The organism is Pacificitalea manganoxidans, from assembly GCF_002504165.1.
GTDB classification, from domain to species: Bacteria; Pseudomonadota; Alphaproteobacteria; order Rhodobacterales; family Rhodobacteraceae; genus Pacificitalea; species Pacificitalea manganoxidans.
Genome location: NZ_CP021404.1, coordinates 3,211,348 through 3,226,998, shown reverse-complemented (window position 1 = coordinate 3,226,998; position 15,651 = coordinate 3,211,348). Strand labels below are relative to the sequence as shown.

Below are 15,651 nucleotides of genomic sequence, written 5' to 3'. Positions count from 1 at the left end.
GGGCCGCGCACGGGCCGGACAAGAGATCCTGACAACACGATCAATCAAGGAGCTACAAATGGGCAAGGTTCTGGTGGTAGGCGCGGGTGGCGTCGGCTCGGTCGCCGTGCACAAGATGGCGATGAACCCCGATATCTTTACCGAGATTTCGCTGGCCAGCCGCACCAAATCCAAATGCGACGACATCGCCGCGTCGGTGAAATCCCGCACCGGGGTCGATGTTGCGACCTATGCGCTGGATGCGATGGACGTGTCCGCGACCGTGGCGCTGCTAAAGCAGACCGGCGCGGAATTGCTGGTGAACCTCGCGCTGCCCTATCAGGATCTGGTGCTGATGGATGCCTGTCTGGAGGCCGGTGTGCCCTATCTGGACACCGCCAACTACGAGCCGCCCGAAGAGGCGAAGTTCGAATATTCCCACCAGTGGGCCTATCAGGACAAGTTCCGCGAAGCAGGGCTGGCGGCGGTGCTGGGCTCCGGCTTCGATCCCGGCGTGACCTCGGTCATGGCGACCTATATCCGCAAGCATAAGCTGGACGGCATCCGCCAAATCGACGTTCTCGATTGCAACGGTGGCGATAACGGCAAGGCATTTGCGACCAACTTCAACCCTGAGATCAACATCCGCGAAGTGACCGCCCCCGCGCGTCACTGGGAGGATGGCAAATGGGTCGAAAGCCCCGCGATGAGCACCAAGGTGCCGTTCGACTTCCCCGGTGTGGGCGAGAAGAACATGTATCTGATGTATCATGAGGAACTGGAAAGCCTGTCGACCCATTTCCCCGAAATCGAGCGTGCCCGCTTCTGGATGACCTTTGGCGATGCCTACATCAACCACGTCACGGTGCTGCAGAATGTCGGCATGACTTCGATCGAGCCGGTCATGCATGACGGCAAAGAGATCATCCCGCTGCAATTCCTGAAAACCGTGCTGCCCGATCCGGGTGAGCTGGGCGAGTTGACCAAGGGCAAAACCTGCATCGGTGACATCATCACCGGGCCGAAGGATGGCGTGGAGAAGACCTACTACATCTACAACATCTGCGATCACGAGGAATGCTACCGCGAGGTCGGCAGTCAGGCCGTGGCCTACACCACAGGCGTGCCCGCGATGATCGGTGCCGCGATGATGTTGCAGGGTCACTGGAATGAGCCGGGCGTGTGGAACACCGAACAGCTTGATCCCGATCCCTATATGGAGATGCTCAACACCCAAGGGCTGCCGTGGAAGATCGTCGAGCTTGACGGTCCGGTGGATTTCTGAGCCCGGCATGAGCGACACGCCCGACATCATCAAGGAAAGCCGCGCGGCCTTCGCGCGGCTTGACCTGACCCGCGTGCCCTCGCCCTGCTTCGTCGTCGACGAAGTGGCGATAGAGCGCAACATGAAGATCCTGCGCGACGTGGCCGACTGTTCCGGCGCGCATGTGTTTCTGGCGCTAAAGGCGTTTTCCATGTTTGCGCTGGCGCCGCTGATCGGGCGGTATCTGCACGGGGTCTGTGCGTCGGGTATCCACGAGGCTCGGCTCGGTGCGGAGCATTTCGAGGGGGAGGTCGCGACGTTCTGCGCGGGCTACAAGGAAGACGACCTGCGGGAAATCCTGCTGTTGTCGGATCATGTGATCTTCAACACCCCCGCGCAGCATCGTCGTTTCCGCCCGCTGGTCGACGCCGCCCGTGCGGAGGGTCGCCAGATCGAGGTCGGTCTGCGGATCAACCCCGAACATTCAGAAGGCTGGAATGCAAAATACGACCCCGCCGCGGCGTGTTCCCGGCTGGGCACGCCGATTTCGCAGCTGACCGATGCCGATATGGACGGCATCGACGGCCTGCATATGCATACTCTGTGCGAGCAGGATTTCGCCCCGCTGAAACGCACATGGGAGGCGGTCGAGGACCGGCTTGCCCCGTGGCTGGCGAACATGAAGTGGATGAACCTCGGCGGCGGTCACCACATCACCCGGCCCGATTACGACCGCGATGGTCTGGTCGATTTCGTGTCCACCCTGTCGGCGCGCCACGGTGTGCAGGTCTATCTGGAGCCGGGCGAAGCCTGTGCCCTCCAGGCGGGTGTGCTGATTGGCGAGGTGCTCGACCTGCCGGAAAACGGCATGCGGCTGGCAATCTCCGACATCTCCGCCACCTGCCACATGCCCGACGTGATTGAGGCGCCCTATCGTCCGGATCTGTTGGGCGAGCGGGACGAGGGGCAGGCCTACCGCATCGGCGGGCCAAGCTGTTTGGCGGGTGATGTCGTGGGCGATTACATCCCCGCCGAACCCTTCCGCATCGGGGACCGCTTCGCCTTTCTCGATCAGGCGCATTATTCGATGGTGAAGACGAACACCTTCAACGGTGTGCCTCTGCCCGCGCTTGCGCTGTGGAATTCGGAGACAGACGATCTGCGCGTGCTGCGCGAGTTCGGCTATGACGATTTCCTGACGCGGCTGTCGTGAGCCTGCCGCGTCCTTCCTTCTGATCTCCCACACCTGACCGATTGTTCGGAGCCCGCATGACCTACTTCCTCGAAGGCGAATTGACCGAGGCCGAGCGCGACCCTGCCACCGCGCGTTACCGCATCATCCCCGTGCCGCTGGAACGGACCGTGAGCTATGGTGCGGGCACGGCAGGCGGGCCTGACGCAATTTTGGAAGCCAGCGTCGAATTGGAACGGCAGGTGCTGCGCGCAGGTGTCTGGACGGAGCCCTGCACCGCCGGCATCGCAACCGAGCCGCCCGTGGCCTGCGAGGGCCCGCTGCCGGAAGTGATGGAGCGTATCGCCGCCCGCACCTGCGCGGCGGTGGAGGCCGGTGCAGTGCCGGTGACCCTGGGCGGCGAACATGCGCTCAGCTACGGCGCGGTGCGTGGCGTGGTGGCCGGGCTGGGCCGTCCTGTCGGTATCGTGCAGATCGACGCCCATGCCGACCTGCGCAAGGCCTATCAGGACGAACGTCATTCCCACGCTTCGGTCATGCAGCTTCTCGCCGAAGAAGACGGTCTGCGCATTGCCCAATTCGGCGTGCGCGCCATGTCCGCCGAGGAAGTCGCCCGCCGCGAAAGCGCGCATGTCTTTGCCGTCGATGCCGAGGAACTGGTGACGCGCGGATTGAACGCCGTCGATCTGCCCGACGACTTCCCCGAAGACGTCTATGTCAGCTTCGATGTCGACGGGCTGGACCCGGCGATCTTGCCCGCGACCGGCACGCCGGTGCCGGGGGGCTTGGGCTATTATCAGGCGCTGAACCTTGTCGCGCACGCGCTGAAGGGGCGGCGGCTGGTCGGGCTCGATGTCGTGGAACTTGCGCCCGAGCCGGGCAGCCGCGTGTCGGAATTCACCACCGCGCAGGTGACCTACTGCTTGATGGCGATGCTTTAATCGCCGGGTGATGGGGCGGGGCCGGTCAGCCACGCGGGCTCCAGCACCATCACTGTCGGACGGCCCGGCAGACTGTGGCGCGTGAGGGTCAGATCCGACATGCCCGCGCGCACGATGTCGAACTGATCCTCCATTCCGCTGGTGAAGCGCTGCAACGAGGCCTCGGAAAACCAGTGCATCGGGATCACGACCGATGCGCGAAACCGCTGCAACGTCTCGATCATCGAAGGCAGGTCCAGTGTCATTCCGCCATCCACGGGCGCCATCACGACATCTAGCCGCCCGATCGCCGCCAGTTGTTCCGCGTCCGGAATGTGGTGCAGATGCCCCAAATGGCCGATGCACAGGCCCGCCATCTCGAAGATGAAAATCGAATTACCGTCTTCCTCAACAGGGGCGGTGCCGAGCCGCCCGCGAATGTCGGTGGGCACGTTGCGCACCAGCACTTCCCCCAGATCGAGCGCATGTTGCGCCGGACCCTGCGCATCGGCCCACCCTTGAAGCACATGCGGAATGGCCGGGTCCGGCGCGGGGGCCCAATGGCTGGAATGGGCGTGGTTCATGGTCACCACATCGGGGATCAGCCCGGAATTGCCGTGAAACCCGTTGTAATCGGTCATCATGTTCAGCCCGCCCGGCGTTTGCAGCAGGAACATCGAGTGATCGACATAGGAAATTCGCACAGCCTCGGCGCGCACGGGATCGGTCCACGCAGCGGGGATGATCCGGGCCTCCTGCGGCGCGGCGCGGGCCAGCGACAGACAATGGGAGGGGATCCGCTCGGCGGTGGACTGCGCCTGTGCGGTAAGGGGGGCGAGCAGGGCAAGTGTCAGCCCCGCGCGACGCAGTCGGGGTATAAGCATTTGCAGGAGATTGAAACGGCGCGGCATCGTGGCGTCCTCGGTCTGGCGAAGATGCCTTGAGTGTGCCGGGCGATTGCCGTTGCGTCATCCATCTGCTGCGGCAGGACGCGCGGTCTGACGCGATTGTGACCGGGCCTGCTTGATTTCAGCGCAGGATGGGGGGACGCGACGGATCGCTGCCGGGAGCGGTCTGCTGGCGCGGTTCGATCTGTTCCGGCTCCGGCAGGTCAAAGCGCAACCCGGCCTGTGCCAGCCGCGCGGCGACCGGGTCCGAGGCGCGGAAAAAAGCCACATCCATCTCGCCTGCCTCGATCCCCGAAAATGTCAGCGCCTCGCCCGCCGCCTGCGCCAATGCATCCTCGGCCCCCGGCACGCTGTCGACAAAGGCCAGAAGGTGGCCTTTACGCCCGCCGCGATAGGTCACAGCGACAAGATAGGCGAACCGCGCCAACCCCGCAGTGCGCGCCAGTTTCGCATCAAGCCCCGTGAGCAGAGATTCCGGTAGGCCGCGCGGCGCGGAAAGCTGTTCGGGGTGGTCTTGGGTTTCGGAGGGACGATGGCCCAGCGTTTCGGCCAGCCAATCGACGGACTGGTAAGGCAGGATGATCGCGGAAGGGTGGCCCAGATTGACGCCGAGCCCAATCTGTTGCCCGGCAAGCAACTCCGCCACGGCGCGCCCCGACAGCGCCGCATAGGGCACGGCGCCTGCGGCAAAGTCCGACAGGCGATCCTCCAGATCAAACAGCAGCACGACCGGCCCGTCTTCGAGCGGAAAAACACGCGGCGTGATGTTGCGGCCCTCAGGCTCGGCATCCAGCAACATATAAAGCTCGCCATCCGCCAGCCGCTCGTAGAAGCGCAGGCGCGCGGTTTCGCTGTCGGGCGCGGCCTCCATCGCGGCATGGGCATCGTCAAGCGGCGTGCGGGTTTCCTGCGTCATGGCTCCATCACCTCCTGCACCCGGGCGCGCAAGGCCGGCAGAAGCTCGGCCGTGAACCACGGGTTTCGTTTCAGCCATGCCGTATTGCGCCAAGACGGGTGGGGCAAGGGAAAGAGCCCCGGCGCATGGTCGCGCCATGCCGTCACCGTGGCCGTCACACCCGCGCGGGCAGGGGGCCCCATATGCCATTTTTGCGCATAGCCGCCGATCACGAGGGTCAGCGGCACCTCGCCCAGCACCTCCATCACGCGGTCCCGCCATGTCGCCGCGCAGATCGCGGGCGGCGGCAGGTCGGAGCCTTTGGCATCATAGCCCGGAAAGCAGAAGGCCATCGGGACGATCGCCACGCGGTCCCGATCATAGAACGCGCGCCGGTCCAGCCCCAGCCAGTCGCGCAGCCGGTTGCCCGATGCATCCCAAAACGGCCGACCGGCCTGTTGCACCTTATTCCCCGGAGCCTGACTGACGATCATCACGCGCGCGCCGGGACGGAACCACGCGATGGGCCGAGGCGGATGCCGGGTCGCGGTGGCGGCGAACCGCGGGGCGCAGAGTGTGCAGTGACGGATTTCGCGTGCCAGCGGCGGATCTTCAGGCGTCGTCATCGGCACGTCCTGCGCATCGGAAAGGTCGATCCGCGAGGAGGTGTCAGGAAGGTGCGATTTGGCGGGCATAGCCCTGATTTAGGAGCGCTGGGTGCCGTGGCCAAGGGGACGGAACCACTGCGGTCCCGCGCCCGTCGCCGTGAGAAGGCTTTCAATCTGGGGTGGTTGAGGGTTATCTATCCACATTCACACGCTTGTCGCATCGGGAGAGTTGATTTGGTGCATATCGTGTTGATGGAAGACGAGCCTGAGCAGGGACAGCTTCTTCAAACAATGATCGAGGCCGCAGGCCACCGGGTCTCGTTGTGTCTCAACGGGGAGGAAGCCCTGCACGCGCTGGCCTCCGACGGACCGGATCTGCTGGTGACGGATCTGTATGTGATGCGTGATGGCTCCGTGCAGCGCGATGGCGGTGTCTTGCTGATCAGCCGTGTGCGCCGGGGCGTGTCGTGGATGGGGCAGCGCCTGAACCCCCGCTTGCCCATCATCGCGATCAGCGGCGGTGGCGCCATTCCGGGTGGCTTCTCACCGCTGCAGTTGGCCAAGCAGGTCGGCGCGGACCTATGTTTACCCAAGCCGATTGACGTTGGGGAATTGCTGACGGCTGTGCAAGAGCTCACGTCGACGTGAGATTTACGGTGTAAAACCACTCCTTATGCGTGTATGAGTTGACGCAAAGGAGATTTGCATGAACGCAAGACGGCGCAGCCAGGTTCGGCTCTGGTCGACTGTGACGCTCGCCCTCATAATGGCGGCGACGCTTGTCGTGGGCGTGAATGACTATAACCGTCAGCGTCAGATCGACGCCGCGATCACCGAACTGAACGTCAGCGCGCAGGAATTGCAAAACGCCATCGGCTATGGCGGATTGATCCATCATTTCAAGAACTACCTGCTTCGCCCCGATGAGGGGATCTATCGCGAGCAGGCCATTACCGCCTATGAAACCGCAACCGCCGCCTTGGCCCGGATTGACCGGCTTCGCGCGGGGGCTGGCGGGGGCGATGCATTGGGGTCCACCCGGCAGACCCTGCGGGCCTATCGCGAGATGATTAGCGTGATTCGCGCTATGACTGAGGCAGGCGCCACGGCCCGCGAAATCGACGCCGCCGTGCGCATCAACGACACGTCGGCCGTGTCCGAGGTCGAAGCCCTGAAGGAACAGGTGATTGCGACGCTCAATGCCCGGCACGACGAAATCGTCCGCCGACGTATCGTTCTGGGTCTGCTGGCGCTTCTGGGCTTTTCGGGGCTGACGTATCTTTATCTGCGCCAACGGGCCAAACGGCTGCGCCACATCGCCGAGGTGCAGGGAACCCTGTTCGAGCTGATGTCCCATTCCAACCGGGGGTTTGTCGGCTTGGGGGCCGATGGCACCGTGCAGATCATAAATGACACTGCGATTGATTTGCTGAACCTGCCGGAGCGACCGGACGCGCCCGGCGACAGCCTCGCGGACCCGGTCCGCGGCCCGGATGCTTGGATCGGGCATCGGATGCCGGTCGCCTTCACCTCGCCCGACGGGCAGCGTGTGCTGGAGGGGGCCAACAACCCGCTGGCGCAGGCACAGGCGGGGGCGATGGTCACCGGGGCGGTGGTGTGCGTCGCGCATACCGATGCCGCCCATCCGGTGCGCTACATCCGCTATAGCTGCGCCCCGGCCAGCCCGAATCCACTGGGCATCGTCACCGCGCTGGTGATGGAGGATGACACCAAGGCCGAACGCAACCGTCAGATCGTGGAACGCACCGGGCGGTTGGAAGCCTTGGGCCAATTCACCGGCGGAATCGCACATGACTTCAACAACGTGCTGGCGACGGTCACCTATGCCGTTCAGATCGCCCGCAACACCACTGAACCGGACCGCATCCAGAGCGTATTGAAGCAAGCCGGACGCGCAGCGGAGCGCGGCTCGGAGCTAACCCAACGTTTGCTCAGCTTCGCCCAGCGTGGACCGGGGGAGCCGGAGCCTGTCGAATTGCGCGTGGTGCTTGACGATTTGCAGGAAATGACGCGGTCCACCTTGGGCGACCGGATCGAGCTTCAGATCTTGCTGGAGGATGACGATCTTTGGGCCCAATGCGACCGGGGGCAGTTGGACAACGCACTGCTGAACCTCGTCATCAACAGCCGCGATGCGATACTGGCCGCCAATCACGGCGACCGTATCACGATCCGCGCCCGCGCATTTTCGGCGGCGCCGGATACCGGGCTGGTGGCGAACCCGGATGGGCGGCCCCGTTCGGTCGAAATCACGGTGACCGATAACGGACCGGGCATGGATGCCGAAGTGCGTCGCCGCGCGGTCGATCCGTTCTTCACCACCAAGGAGGCTGGCGCTGGCAGCGGGCTGGGCCTGTCCATCGTGTTCGGCTTTGTCGAGCAGTTCGGCGGCACGCTGCGTATCTATTCCGAACCGCAGCAGGGCACGACGATCCGCCTGAACCTGCCGCTGGGCGCGCAGTCGGCGGAGCGGGCGCAGGCGGGCGGCAATGTCGAAACCGCACTATTGCGCTCTGGTCGGGGGGAGGTTGTCCTGCTGGTCGATGATGATGCGGAGTTGCGCGACGTGATGGCGACCTTGCTGACCACGATGGGCTATAAACCGATTCCGGTCGCCTCTGCGGAGGAGGCGCAGCGCGAGGTGGAGAAGGGCAGCTTTATCGATCTGGTGCTGACCGACATCGTTATGCCGGGCGGTATGAACGGCATCGATCTGGTGCGGGATCTCCGCCAGCGCGGACTGGATATGCCAGCGATCTACATGACCGGTTTTGCAGGATACTCCGAGCCCGCCCCGGACCGCGCCGCTGGTGCGGTTCTGGTAAAGCCCTGCGAACCCGTGGATCTGGCCCGCGCGATGTATGCCGCGCTTCACACCGTGCCCGGCAGCACCCCGGCCCCGCGCCCGATCCCGGTCGCACCGGCTGCCGTGAAGAGCGAAGCGCCCCCTTCTACGCCGCGCGATAAAGGGTCGGAGCAGGTCAGCTGACAGCAACGCGATTGCGAGCCTGCGCGAGTTTGACGCTTTCGTGAGACGCCAAACAGCACCGTTTCGCGCTGCGCGTTCTCTCTGCTAGGATTATCTTTGACGCAGGTCGCGGCGAGGCACGGGGGAGCCAACCTCCGGTCTTTTGAATGTCGCGTGGAACATCGGCTGACCGGCGCACGACCCGAAGATCCTGCTAGGAGGCGCAGATGACCCACCGATTTTTCACCCTTGCCACAATTATCTTTCTGGCTTTCGGGCCTGTCGCCGCTGCGGCGGATGTGGCGCTTGTCGTCGGGCAGGCCGGCACGGACCGGCGGGGGCTGTTCGGGGGCGATGATCGGCCCGACGTTTCACGTGAACTCAACCGCGCCGGGTTCGAGGTGATTTCCACGGATACCGAAGACGGCGCCGACATCCGCGCGGGTTTGTCCGCACTGCTGGAGGAACTGCCCGATCATGATCGGGTGCTTGTGTTCCTAACCGGCAGTTTCGCGCATTCCGAAGGCGGCGGATCGTGGCTGTTGTCCGATGCGTCTGGTGGGGATGATCTGGCCCAAGTGGGGGGCGAGGCTGTCGCGCTGGATGTCATTACCGAAATCATGGCCACCCGTCCGGGGGCGGCGGTGCTGGTGCTGGGGGCCAAGACCGCGCGCGAAGATCCGGGTCTGGGACTGGAGGCGGGGATCGGCACGTTTGAGATCCCCCAAGGTGTCACGGTGCTGCGCGGCGCATCTCTGGCGGCGGCCAATTTCACCATCGGGGACCTGTTGAAGCGCGGGCAGGCGCTTCAGGCCTCGGTCAATGCTGACGAGGCCATCCGCGCCGAAGGTTTTCTGCCGCAGAAAATGGCATTCTTGCCTGCGCCTGTCGTGAGCCAGACGACGCCCACGCAAACTCGCCCCGATCCGGGTGCCGCCGCACAGGTGGAACGTGCGGTATGGGAGGCGAGCCGCTCGCAAGACACGGCTGACGCCTATCGCAGCTATCTGTCGCGCTACCCGCAAGGCGCATTTGCCGTGGAGGCTCGCCGCCGGGTGGGTGAAATCGAGGCGGAGCCGAACCGGCAGGCCCGATTGACGGAGGAGGATCTGAAACTCACCCGCGACCAGCGGCGCCAGATCCAGCGGCAACTGACGATCCTGCAATATGAGCCGCGCGGGATCGACGGTATCTTTGGCCCCGGCACCCGTGGCGCGATCACCCGTTTTCAGACCCGCAATGGCTTCCCGCAGAGCGGCTACCTGAGCGGCACGCAGATTGCGCGGCTTGCGCTTCAAGCGGAGCGCCGGTCCGCCGAGTTGGAAGCGGAAGCCGAGCGGCGTCGCTTGGCTCAGGAACGCCAGGACCGCGCCTATTGGGAAGCCACGGGATCGGTCGGCGACGAGGCCGGGCTGCGCACTTATGTAAAGAAATACCCCGACGGGCTTTATGCCTCGGTCGCCAAGAAGCAACTCGACATCATCGAGGAGGAGAAGCGACAGGAAGCGCGGGCGCAGGATCGCTCCGCTTGGGATCAGGCCGAGGAAGGCGACAACATCCGCGCCTATCGCAACTATCTGACCGCCTTCCCCGAAGGGGCGTTTGCCGAGGCCGCCGAGCAGCGCATCAACGATCTGGAAGCCGCCGACAGCGACGAAACCCGCGTGGCGCAGGCCGAGGAGGAGGCGCTGAACCTCAATCGCATCACCCGCACCCTGATCGAGCGGCGGCTAGGCCAGCTGGGGCTTGAGCCCGGCAATGCGGATGGCAATTTCTCGGAGGAGACACGCCGGGCAATTCGCCGTTTCCAATCCGCGCGGGAAATTCAGGTGACGGGGTATATGAACGAGGAAACCGTAGTGCGCATGCTGTCAGACGCCGCAGGCTCCGTGTTGCGCTGAGCGCGGATCTTTTCAACCGGCGTCGCGGGGCGTAGGGACAGGGGCATCTTCCCGAGAAAGTGCCCCATCCCATGACACCTGCCACCGCGATCCTGTTCAAACTTTCGTCCGTCACCCTGTTGGTGGGGATGCTGGCCTTGATCAAAGCATCGGCGGGCGAGGTGCCGACCGGCGAAATCGTGTTCTTCCGCTCGTTCTTTGCGATGCCGGTCATCATCGTCTGGCTCATCTCGCGCAAGGAGTTGAGCACCGGCCTCAAAACCGTTGATCCTTGGGGTCATCTGTGGCGGGGGCTGGTTGGCAGTGCGGCGATGGCGCTGAATTTCATGGCGCTGGGTCTGCTGCCTCTGCCCGAAGTGACGGCGATCAGCTATGCGACGCCCATCGTCGTTGTCATCTTCGCCGCGATGTTTCTGGGCGAAACCGTGCGCTTGTTCCGACTGTCTGCGGTGGTGATCGGGCTTGTGGGCGTGCTGGTCGTGCTGTCGCCGCGCCTGTCGAGCCTGAGCGCTGGCGGGTTGCAGGCCGGCGGGCTGGGCGCAAGCGAAACGCTGGGCGCGGTCATTGCGCTGGGGGCGGCGGTCATGGCGGCATTGGCGCAGGTTTTCATCCGGAAGCTGACGCGGACAGAGCGCACGGCTTCGATCGTGTTCTGGTTTTCGGTCACGGCCAGCATCCTGTCGCTGACGACCCTGCCGTTCGGCTGGGTGATCCCGTCGCCGGGCACTGCGGCGATGTTGATCGGCTCCGGCATCTGTGGCGGCATCGGCCAAATTTTGCTGACGACCGCCTATCGCCATGCCGATGCATCGGTGATCGCGCCGTTCGATTATGCCTCCATGCTGTTGGCCGTCGTGCTGGGATATGTGGTGTTTAGCGAGGTTCCGACCCTGCAAACATTGATCGGCGCGGGGATTGTCATTTCGGCCGGTGCGCTGATCATCTGGCGGGAGCATCGCTTGGGGCTGGAGCGCGAAAAACAGCGCAAGGCGATGTCGCCCAGCGGGTAGTCTTCGCATTGGGGCGCCCCCATATGTTAGAGTGTAAGTGACTCGTCAGACGGAGGAGAAGAAGATGCGACAAACACTCTTTACCGCCCCGCGCAGTCGCGCAGCCGGACCACGCATGGCGCGCATTGCGACGATCCTGAAAACAGAGTTGCCCCACCGCGGGACGCTGGACCTCCAGAAGCGTAAACCCAAGCGCGGTGTTTCGCGGACGCGGGCTTTCCTGCAGATCGATCGCGGGCTTAGCGCCTGAGATCCCTGCGGGAAACGGAGAGGGCCACCCCGCGGGGTGGCCCTTTTCAGTCTTGCAGGTCGTGATTTGCGGGGTCAGGCCCGGACCAGCGCCTCGTAGGAGGTTGCGACATCGCGGGTCAGCGCGCCGACCTCGAACTGGTAATCGCCGATCTGCCCCACCGGCGTGACTTCGGCTGCGGTACCGGTCAGCCAGCACTGTTCGAAGCCTTCCAGTTCGGCGGGCTCGATATGGCGCTCATGCACGGTGATGCCTTTTTCTTTCAGCATCGCGATCACGGTCTGACGGGTCAGGCCGTTGAGGAAACAATCGGCCTTGGGCGTGTGCACCTCGCCATCCTTCACGAAGAAGATGTTCGCGCCGGTCGCTTCTGCCACATAGCCGCGATAATCCAGCATCATCGCGTCGGAGCAGCCTTTGGCTTCGGCGTCGTGCTTGGACATGGTGCAGATCATGTAAAGACCTGCCGCCTTGGCCGCCGAAGGGATGGTTTCGGGAGAGGGGCGCTTCCACTTGGAAATCGCCAGCTTCGCCCCGTTCATCTTGGCGTCGCCGTAATAGGCGCCCCATTCCCATGCGGCCACGGCCATGCGGACCGGGTTGCGCGCGGACGCGACACCCATATCTTCGCCCGAACCACGCCATGCAAGCACGCGGACATAGGCGTCGGTCAGGCCGTTGGCTTCCAACACTGCGGTTTTGGCATCTTCGATTTCCTGCACCGAATAGGGCACTTCGAAATCGATCAGTTCGGCGGACCGGCGCAGGCGCTCGGAATGGGCAACGGATTTGAAGATCTTACCGTTATAGGCGCGCTCGCCTTCGAAAACGGAGGAGGCGTAATGCAGCGCGTGGGTCAGGACATGCACCTGTGCATCCCGCCATTCGATCAATTTGCCATCCATCCAGATACGACCGTCGCGGTCGTCATAGGCACCAGCCATGTCTCAACTCCTCACGAATTTTTGCGAAAGTTGCGCGTTGGTTCGTGAATGCGGAACAAAATTCGCAACCTTGATGAGGATCGGTATCAATCGATTCGGAGAAAGTCAACAAAGCTGACGTAGTTCTTCACATTCAGCCTGTTTGGCGGGCATGGCGTCCGGAACCTATTGGAACCACGCGCCATCTTGGATTGTCAGCATTGCTGACATATGCTGTCCCGAACACGCGCCAGAGGGTTTGGACAATGCCGGCAGATGGTCCCGCCGGGGGTGAGAACCTCCTGTTCCTGACAGATGAGCAGCTCCGTAAGGGGATCGAGGCGATGTTTTTCGCCTATCGGGGCTTTACCGCTGATCCAGACCGCATTCTGGAGGCCAAGGGCTATGGCCGCGCGCATCATCGCGCCGTGCACTTCATTCATCGCTCGCCCGGCACCACCGTGAACAATCTGCTGTCGATCCTTGGCGTGACCAAGCAGTCGCTGAACCGCGTCCTGCGCACCCTGATCGAAGACGGTCTGGTCGAAAGTAAGGTGGGCATCCGCGATAAACGTGAACGCCACCTGACCCTGACCGAAAGCGGGCTGGCACTGGAACAGCAGTTAAGCGATGCGCAGCGCGCCCGCATGCGCGACGCCTATCGCAAGGCAGGTCCGGACGCGGTGGTGGGATTCCGTCAGGTGCTGGAGGCGATGATGGACCCTGAGCCCCGTCGCCGATACATGGCACTGCGTGACGGCGGACAATAGGCGGGCCGCAGGCGGGGAAGCCCGTCTGCCCCGTGACGGAGGAATGAGTGTGACCGAGACCCTGACCACGGCTGAGCGCAGCCCGCTTGCGACACCCGACCAGGTCGAGGCGCATCTGCTGATCGTCGATGATGATGAGCGCATCCGGGCATTGCTGCAAAAATTCCTTGTCCGACATGGCTTTATCGTCACGACAGCTCGGGATGCCGCCCATGCACGGCGCCTGATGCAAGGGCTGGAGTTCGACCTGCTGGTGCTGGACGTCATGATGCCGGGGGAGGATGGGCTGAGCCTGACCACGGATCTGCGCCGCCGGATCGCCACCCCGATCCTGCTGCTGACCGCGCGGGGCGATACCGACGACCGTATCGCCGGTCTGGAGGCCGGGGCCGATGACTATCTGGCCAAACCGTTCGAGCCAAAGGAACTGCTGCTGCGGATCAATGCCATTCTGCGCCGTGTGCCCGTAGCGGTCCGTCCCGACGGCGCGCCAAAGGTGCTGCATCTGGGGCAGGTGCGCTATGATGTGGAGCGGGGGGAATTATGGCATGGGCAGGACCAGATCCGCCTGACCGCGACCGAAAGCGCGCTGATGCGCATCTTTGCCGCCAGCCCCGCCGCGCCCTTGAGCCGCCAGCATCTGGTCGAGGAACTGGGCCGCGATGACGGACAGGCGCAGGAGCGGGCGGTGGATGTGCAGATCACGCGCCTACGCCGCAAGATCGAAACCGACCCCAAGCAGCCGCGCTACCTGCAAACGGTGCGGGGCGCGGGCTATATGCTCGCGCCCGACTGATCGGGACTAGGGTGAAGGGAGCGGGCAGCCCCCACGGGCAATGTCAGCTACGCAGGTTCTGCGCCGATTCCTTGACCGCCGCATACTGCCCCGAAGGACGGTAGCGCCACAGGTAATCCGGCAACACCGCTTCCATCGAGATCGGCGTGATCCCCAGATCGGCAAAGCCGCGCGCGCCCTCGCTCACAACGTTGTCGCGGCTTAGATTGCGCACCTGATCGCGGGTCAGCACGCTGTTGTGGAACAGGCCCAGCGTCAGCGTTTCCAGCAGGTCGAAGCCGCCTGCGATCAGCCGTGCCAGCCAAAACGGCTGATTGACGATCAGACGACGACGACGAATTTCGCCCAGCATGTTTTCCATCAGTTCGCGGAACGTGTCGACATCCGGCCCGCCCAGTTCGTAGATGCCCGGCGCGGCTTGGCCCAGAGCGGCCATTTCCGCGGCACGCGCGACATCGTCCACATGAACCGGCTGGAATTTCGTATCTGCCCCGACGACCGGCAGGATCGGTCCCAGTCGGGACATGGACGCAAACCGGTTAAAGAATTCGTCTTCCGGGCCGAACACGATGGACGGCCGCAGGATCACGGCATTCGGGAACGCGTCCAGCACAGCGGCCTCGCCCTGCGCCTTGGTCCGGGCATAGGCGCTGTCGCTGTCGGCATCGGCGCCGATGGCGGAGATCTGAACAAACGTTTCGACACCTTCTGCCGCGGCCAGCTGTGCCACGCGGCCTGCGCCTTCGGCCTGCACGGCGGCAAATTTGTTCTTGCCGTTTTCGGTCAGAATACCCACGCAATTGATCACAGCGTCCGCGCCGACCAGCGCCTGACGCACGGAGGCCTCATCGCGAATGTTGCACAGGATGGGTTCCACCTGACCGACGGTGCCGTAGGTGCGCACAAAGCCTGCGTGGTTCGGGCGGCGGCAGGCCACGCGGACGCGCCAGCCGTTCTTGGCCATGCGGCGTGCGATATAGCGGCCGACGAACCCGGAACCGCCGTAGATGGTGACGAGCTTGGACATGGTCGGGCCTCCTGAGCGTGACTTGCCTCCTGATAGCGGCAGGGCGCGGGGGGAACAAGGCGCTTTCAGCCCTTGGGCAGTCCGCCCGCGCGGCTGTGACACATGGTCCGCAAGGGGCGGGAACGCGCGTGCGCGGCTTACCGCACCCCGAATTTCGGTCATCTGCCAGCCCGGTTCAGGGGCGCTGTGCCGTGCCGTGGCGGAAGCGCGATATTCTTG

14 protein-coding genes are annotated in these 15,651 nt (G+C 63.9%); 9 read left to right on the top strand and 5 right to left on the bottom strand.

All coding sequences use genetic code 11. From position 1 onward, the window contains the following. Positions 1-58 precede the first annotated feature (58 nt). Genes CBW24_RS14800 through speB form a run of 3 tightly spaced genes read left to right on the top strand, consistent with a single transcriptional unit; the run spans position 59 to position 3,376 of the window. Positions 59-1,264, top strand: a complete 1,206-nt coding sequence (locus tag CBW24_RS14800; protein ID WP_097374022.1) for a saccharopine dehydrogenase family protein — start codon at positions 59-61, stop codon at positions 1,262-1,264. Between the two features lie 7 nt (positions 1,265-1,271). Continuing rightward, complete coding sequence (gene nspC / locus CBW24_RS14795; protein ID WP_097374021.1) at positions 1,272-2,456, top strand: carboxynorspermidine decarboxylase; 1,185 nt, start codon at positions 1,272-1,274, stop codon at positions 2,454-2,456. Between the two features lie 56 nt (positions 2,457-2,512). Then, a complete protein-coding gene (speB, locus tag CBW24_RS14790) occupies positions 2,513-3,376 on the top strand; it encodes an agmatinase (protein ID WP_097374020.1) in 864 nt (287 codons plus the stop codon). Here speB and CBW24_RS14785 read toward each other — a convergent pair. The 3 genes from CBW24_RS14785 to CBW24_RS14775 all read right to left on the bottom strand — a co-directional run bounded on the left by CBW24_RS14785 (position 3,373) and on the right by CBW24_RS14775 (position 5,784). Next, a complete protein-coding gene (locus tag CBW24_RS14785; RefSeq protein WP_232529850.1) occupies positions 3,373-4,266 on the bottom strand; it encodes an MBL fold metallo-hydrolase in 894 nt (297 codons plus the stop codon). The two genes, speB and CBW24_RS14785, sit on opposite strands and share 4 nt — an antisense overlap. Positions 4,267-4,384: 118 nt before the next feature. Then, positions 4,385-5,179, bottom strand: a complete 795-nt coding sequence (locus CBW24_RS14780) for an SseB family protein (RefSeq protein ID WP_097374019.1) — start codon at positions 5,177-5,179, stop codon at positions 4,385-4,387. Next, complete coding sequence (locus tag CBW24_RS14775) at positions 5,176-5,784, bottom strand: uracil-DNA glycosylase family protein (RefSeq protein ID WP_097374263.1); 609 nt, start codon at positions 5,782-5,784, stop codon at positions 5,176-5,178. The genes CBW24_RS14780 and CBW24_RS14775 overlap by 4 nt, the downstream gene beginning before the upstream one ends. A gap of 219 nt (positions 5,785-6,003) precedes the next feature. Here CBW24_RS14775 and CBW24_RS18420 point away from each other — a divergent pair, with 219 nt between their 5' ends. The 4 genes from CBW24_RS18420 (at position 6,004) to CBW24_RS14755 (ending at position 11,666) form a co-directional block, all read left to right on the top strand. After that, entirely contained in the window at positions 6,004-6,414 is a 411-nt protein-coding gene (locus CBW24_RS18420; RefSeq protein WP_198405193.1) for a response regulator, read from the top strand. A 58-nt stretch (positions 6,415-6,472) separates the two neighbouring features. Further along, positions 6,473-8,776, top strand: coding sequence for an ATP-binding protein (locus CBW24_RS14765; protein WP_097374018.1), 2,304 nt, complete (start codon positions 6,473-6,475; stop codon positions 8,774-8,776). 206 nt (positions 8,777-8,982) lie between these two features. Then, a complete protein-coding gene (locus CBW24_RS14760) occupies positions 8,983-10,656 on the top strand; it encodes a peptidoglycan-binding domain-containing protein (RefSeq protein ID WP_097374017.1) in 1,674 nt (557 codons plus the stop codon). 71 nt (positions 10,657-10,727) lie between these two features. Continuing rightward, on the top strand, positions 10,728-11,666 hold the full coding sequence (locus CBW24_RS14755; protein ID WP_097374016.1) for a DMT family transporter: 939 nt from the start codon (positions 10,728-10,730) through the stop codon (positions 11,664-11,666). 324 nt (positions 11,667-11,990) lie between these two features. Here CBW24_RS14755 and CBW24_RS14750 read toward each other — a convergent pair whose 3' ends face one another. After that, a complete protein-coding gene (locus CBW24_RS14750; protein WP_097374015.1) occupies positions 11,991-12,860 on the bottom strand; it encodes a branched-chain amino acid aminotransferase in 870 nt (289 codons plus the stop codon). Between the two features lie 245 nt (positions 12,861-13,105). Here CBW24_RS14750 and CBW24_RS14745 point away from each other — a divergent pair, with 245 nt between their 5' ends. Together CBW24_RS14745 and CBW24_RS14740 are read left to right on the top strand one after the other, a co-directional pair. Beyond that, positions 13,106-13,609 carry a MarR family winged helix-turn-helix transcriptional regulator gene (locus tag CBW24_RS14745; protein ID WP_088662781.1) on the top strand — a complete coding sequence of 168 codons (504 nt, stop codon included), beginning with the start codon at positions 13,106-13,108 and terminating at the stop codon, positions 13,607-13,609. Positions 13,610-13,658: 49 nt separating this feature from the next. After that, positions 13,659-14,405 carry a response regulator gene (locus CBW24_RS14740; protein WP_232529848.1) on the top strand — a complete coding sequence of 249 codons (747 nt, stop codon included), beginning with the start codon at positions 13,659-13,661 and terminating at the stop codon, positions 14,403-14,405. Positions 14,406-14,448: 43 nt separating this feature from the next. On the opposite strand, the gene CBW24_RS14735 is transcribed toward CBW24_RS14740, so the two are convergent. After that, a complete protein-coding gene (locus CBW24_RS14735) occupies positions 14,449-15,432 on the bottom strand; it encodes a complex I NDUFA9 subunit family protein (RefSeq protein ID WP_097374014.1) in 984 nt (327 codons plus the stop codon). Between the last annotated feature and the right edge of the window lie 219 nt (positions 15,433-15,651).

Bases quoted from the DNA above. Each gene is read 5' to 3' on its own strand.
- nspC (WP_097374021.1), top strand. From the start codon at position 1,272: ATGAGCGACACGCCCGACATCATCAAGGAAAGCCGCGCGGCCTTCGCG.
- CBW24_RS14760 (WP_097374017.1), top strand. From the start codon at position 8,983: ATGACCCACCGATTTTTCACCCTTGCCACAATTATCTTTCTGGCTTTC.
- CBW24_RS14775 (WP_097374263.1), bottom strand. From the start codon at position 5,784: ATGACGACGCCTGAAGATCCGCCGCTGGCACGCGAAATCCGTCACTGC.
- CBW24_RS14800 (WP_097374022.1), top strand. From the start codon at position 59: ATGGGCAAGGTTCTGGTGGTAGGCGCGGGTGGCGTCGGCTCGGTCGCC.
- CBW24_RS14750 (WP_097374015.1), bottom strand. From the start codon at position 12,860: ATGGCTGGTGCCTATGACGACCGCGACGGTCGTATCTGGATGGATGGC.
- CBW24_RS14755 (WP_097374016.1), top strand. From the start codon at position 10,728: ATGACACCTGCCACCGCGATCCTGTTCAAACTTTCGTCCGTCACCCTG.
- CBW24_RS14745 (WP_088662781.1), top strand. From the start codon at position 13,106: ATGCCGGCAGATGGTCCCGCCGGGGGTGAGAACCTCCTGTTCCTGACA.
- CBW24_RS14780 (WP_097374019.1), bottom strand. From the start codon at position 5,179: ATGACGCAGGAAACCCGCACGCCGCTTGACGATGCCCATGCCGCGATG.
- CBW24_RS14735 (WP_097374014.1), bottom strand. From the start codon at position 15,432: ATGTCCAAGCTCGTCACCATCTACGGCGGTTCCGGGTTCGTCGGCCGC.
- CBW24_RS14785 (WP_232529850.1), bottom strand. From the start codon at position 4,266: ATGCCGCGCCGTTTCAATCTCCTGCAAATGCTTATACCCCGACTGCGT.
- CBW24_RS14765 (WP_097374018.1), top strand. From the start codon at position 6,473: ATGAACGCAAGACGGCGCAGCCAGGTTCGGCTCTGGTCGACTGTGACG.
- speB (WP_097374020.1), top strand. From the start codon at position 2,513: ATGACCTACTTCCTCGAAGGCGAATTGACCGAGGCCGAGCGCGACCCT.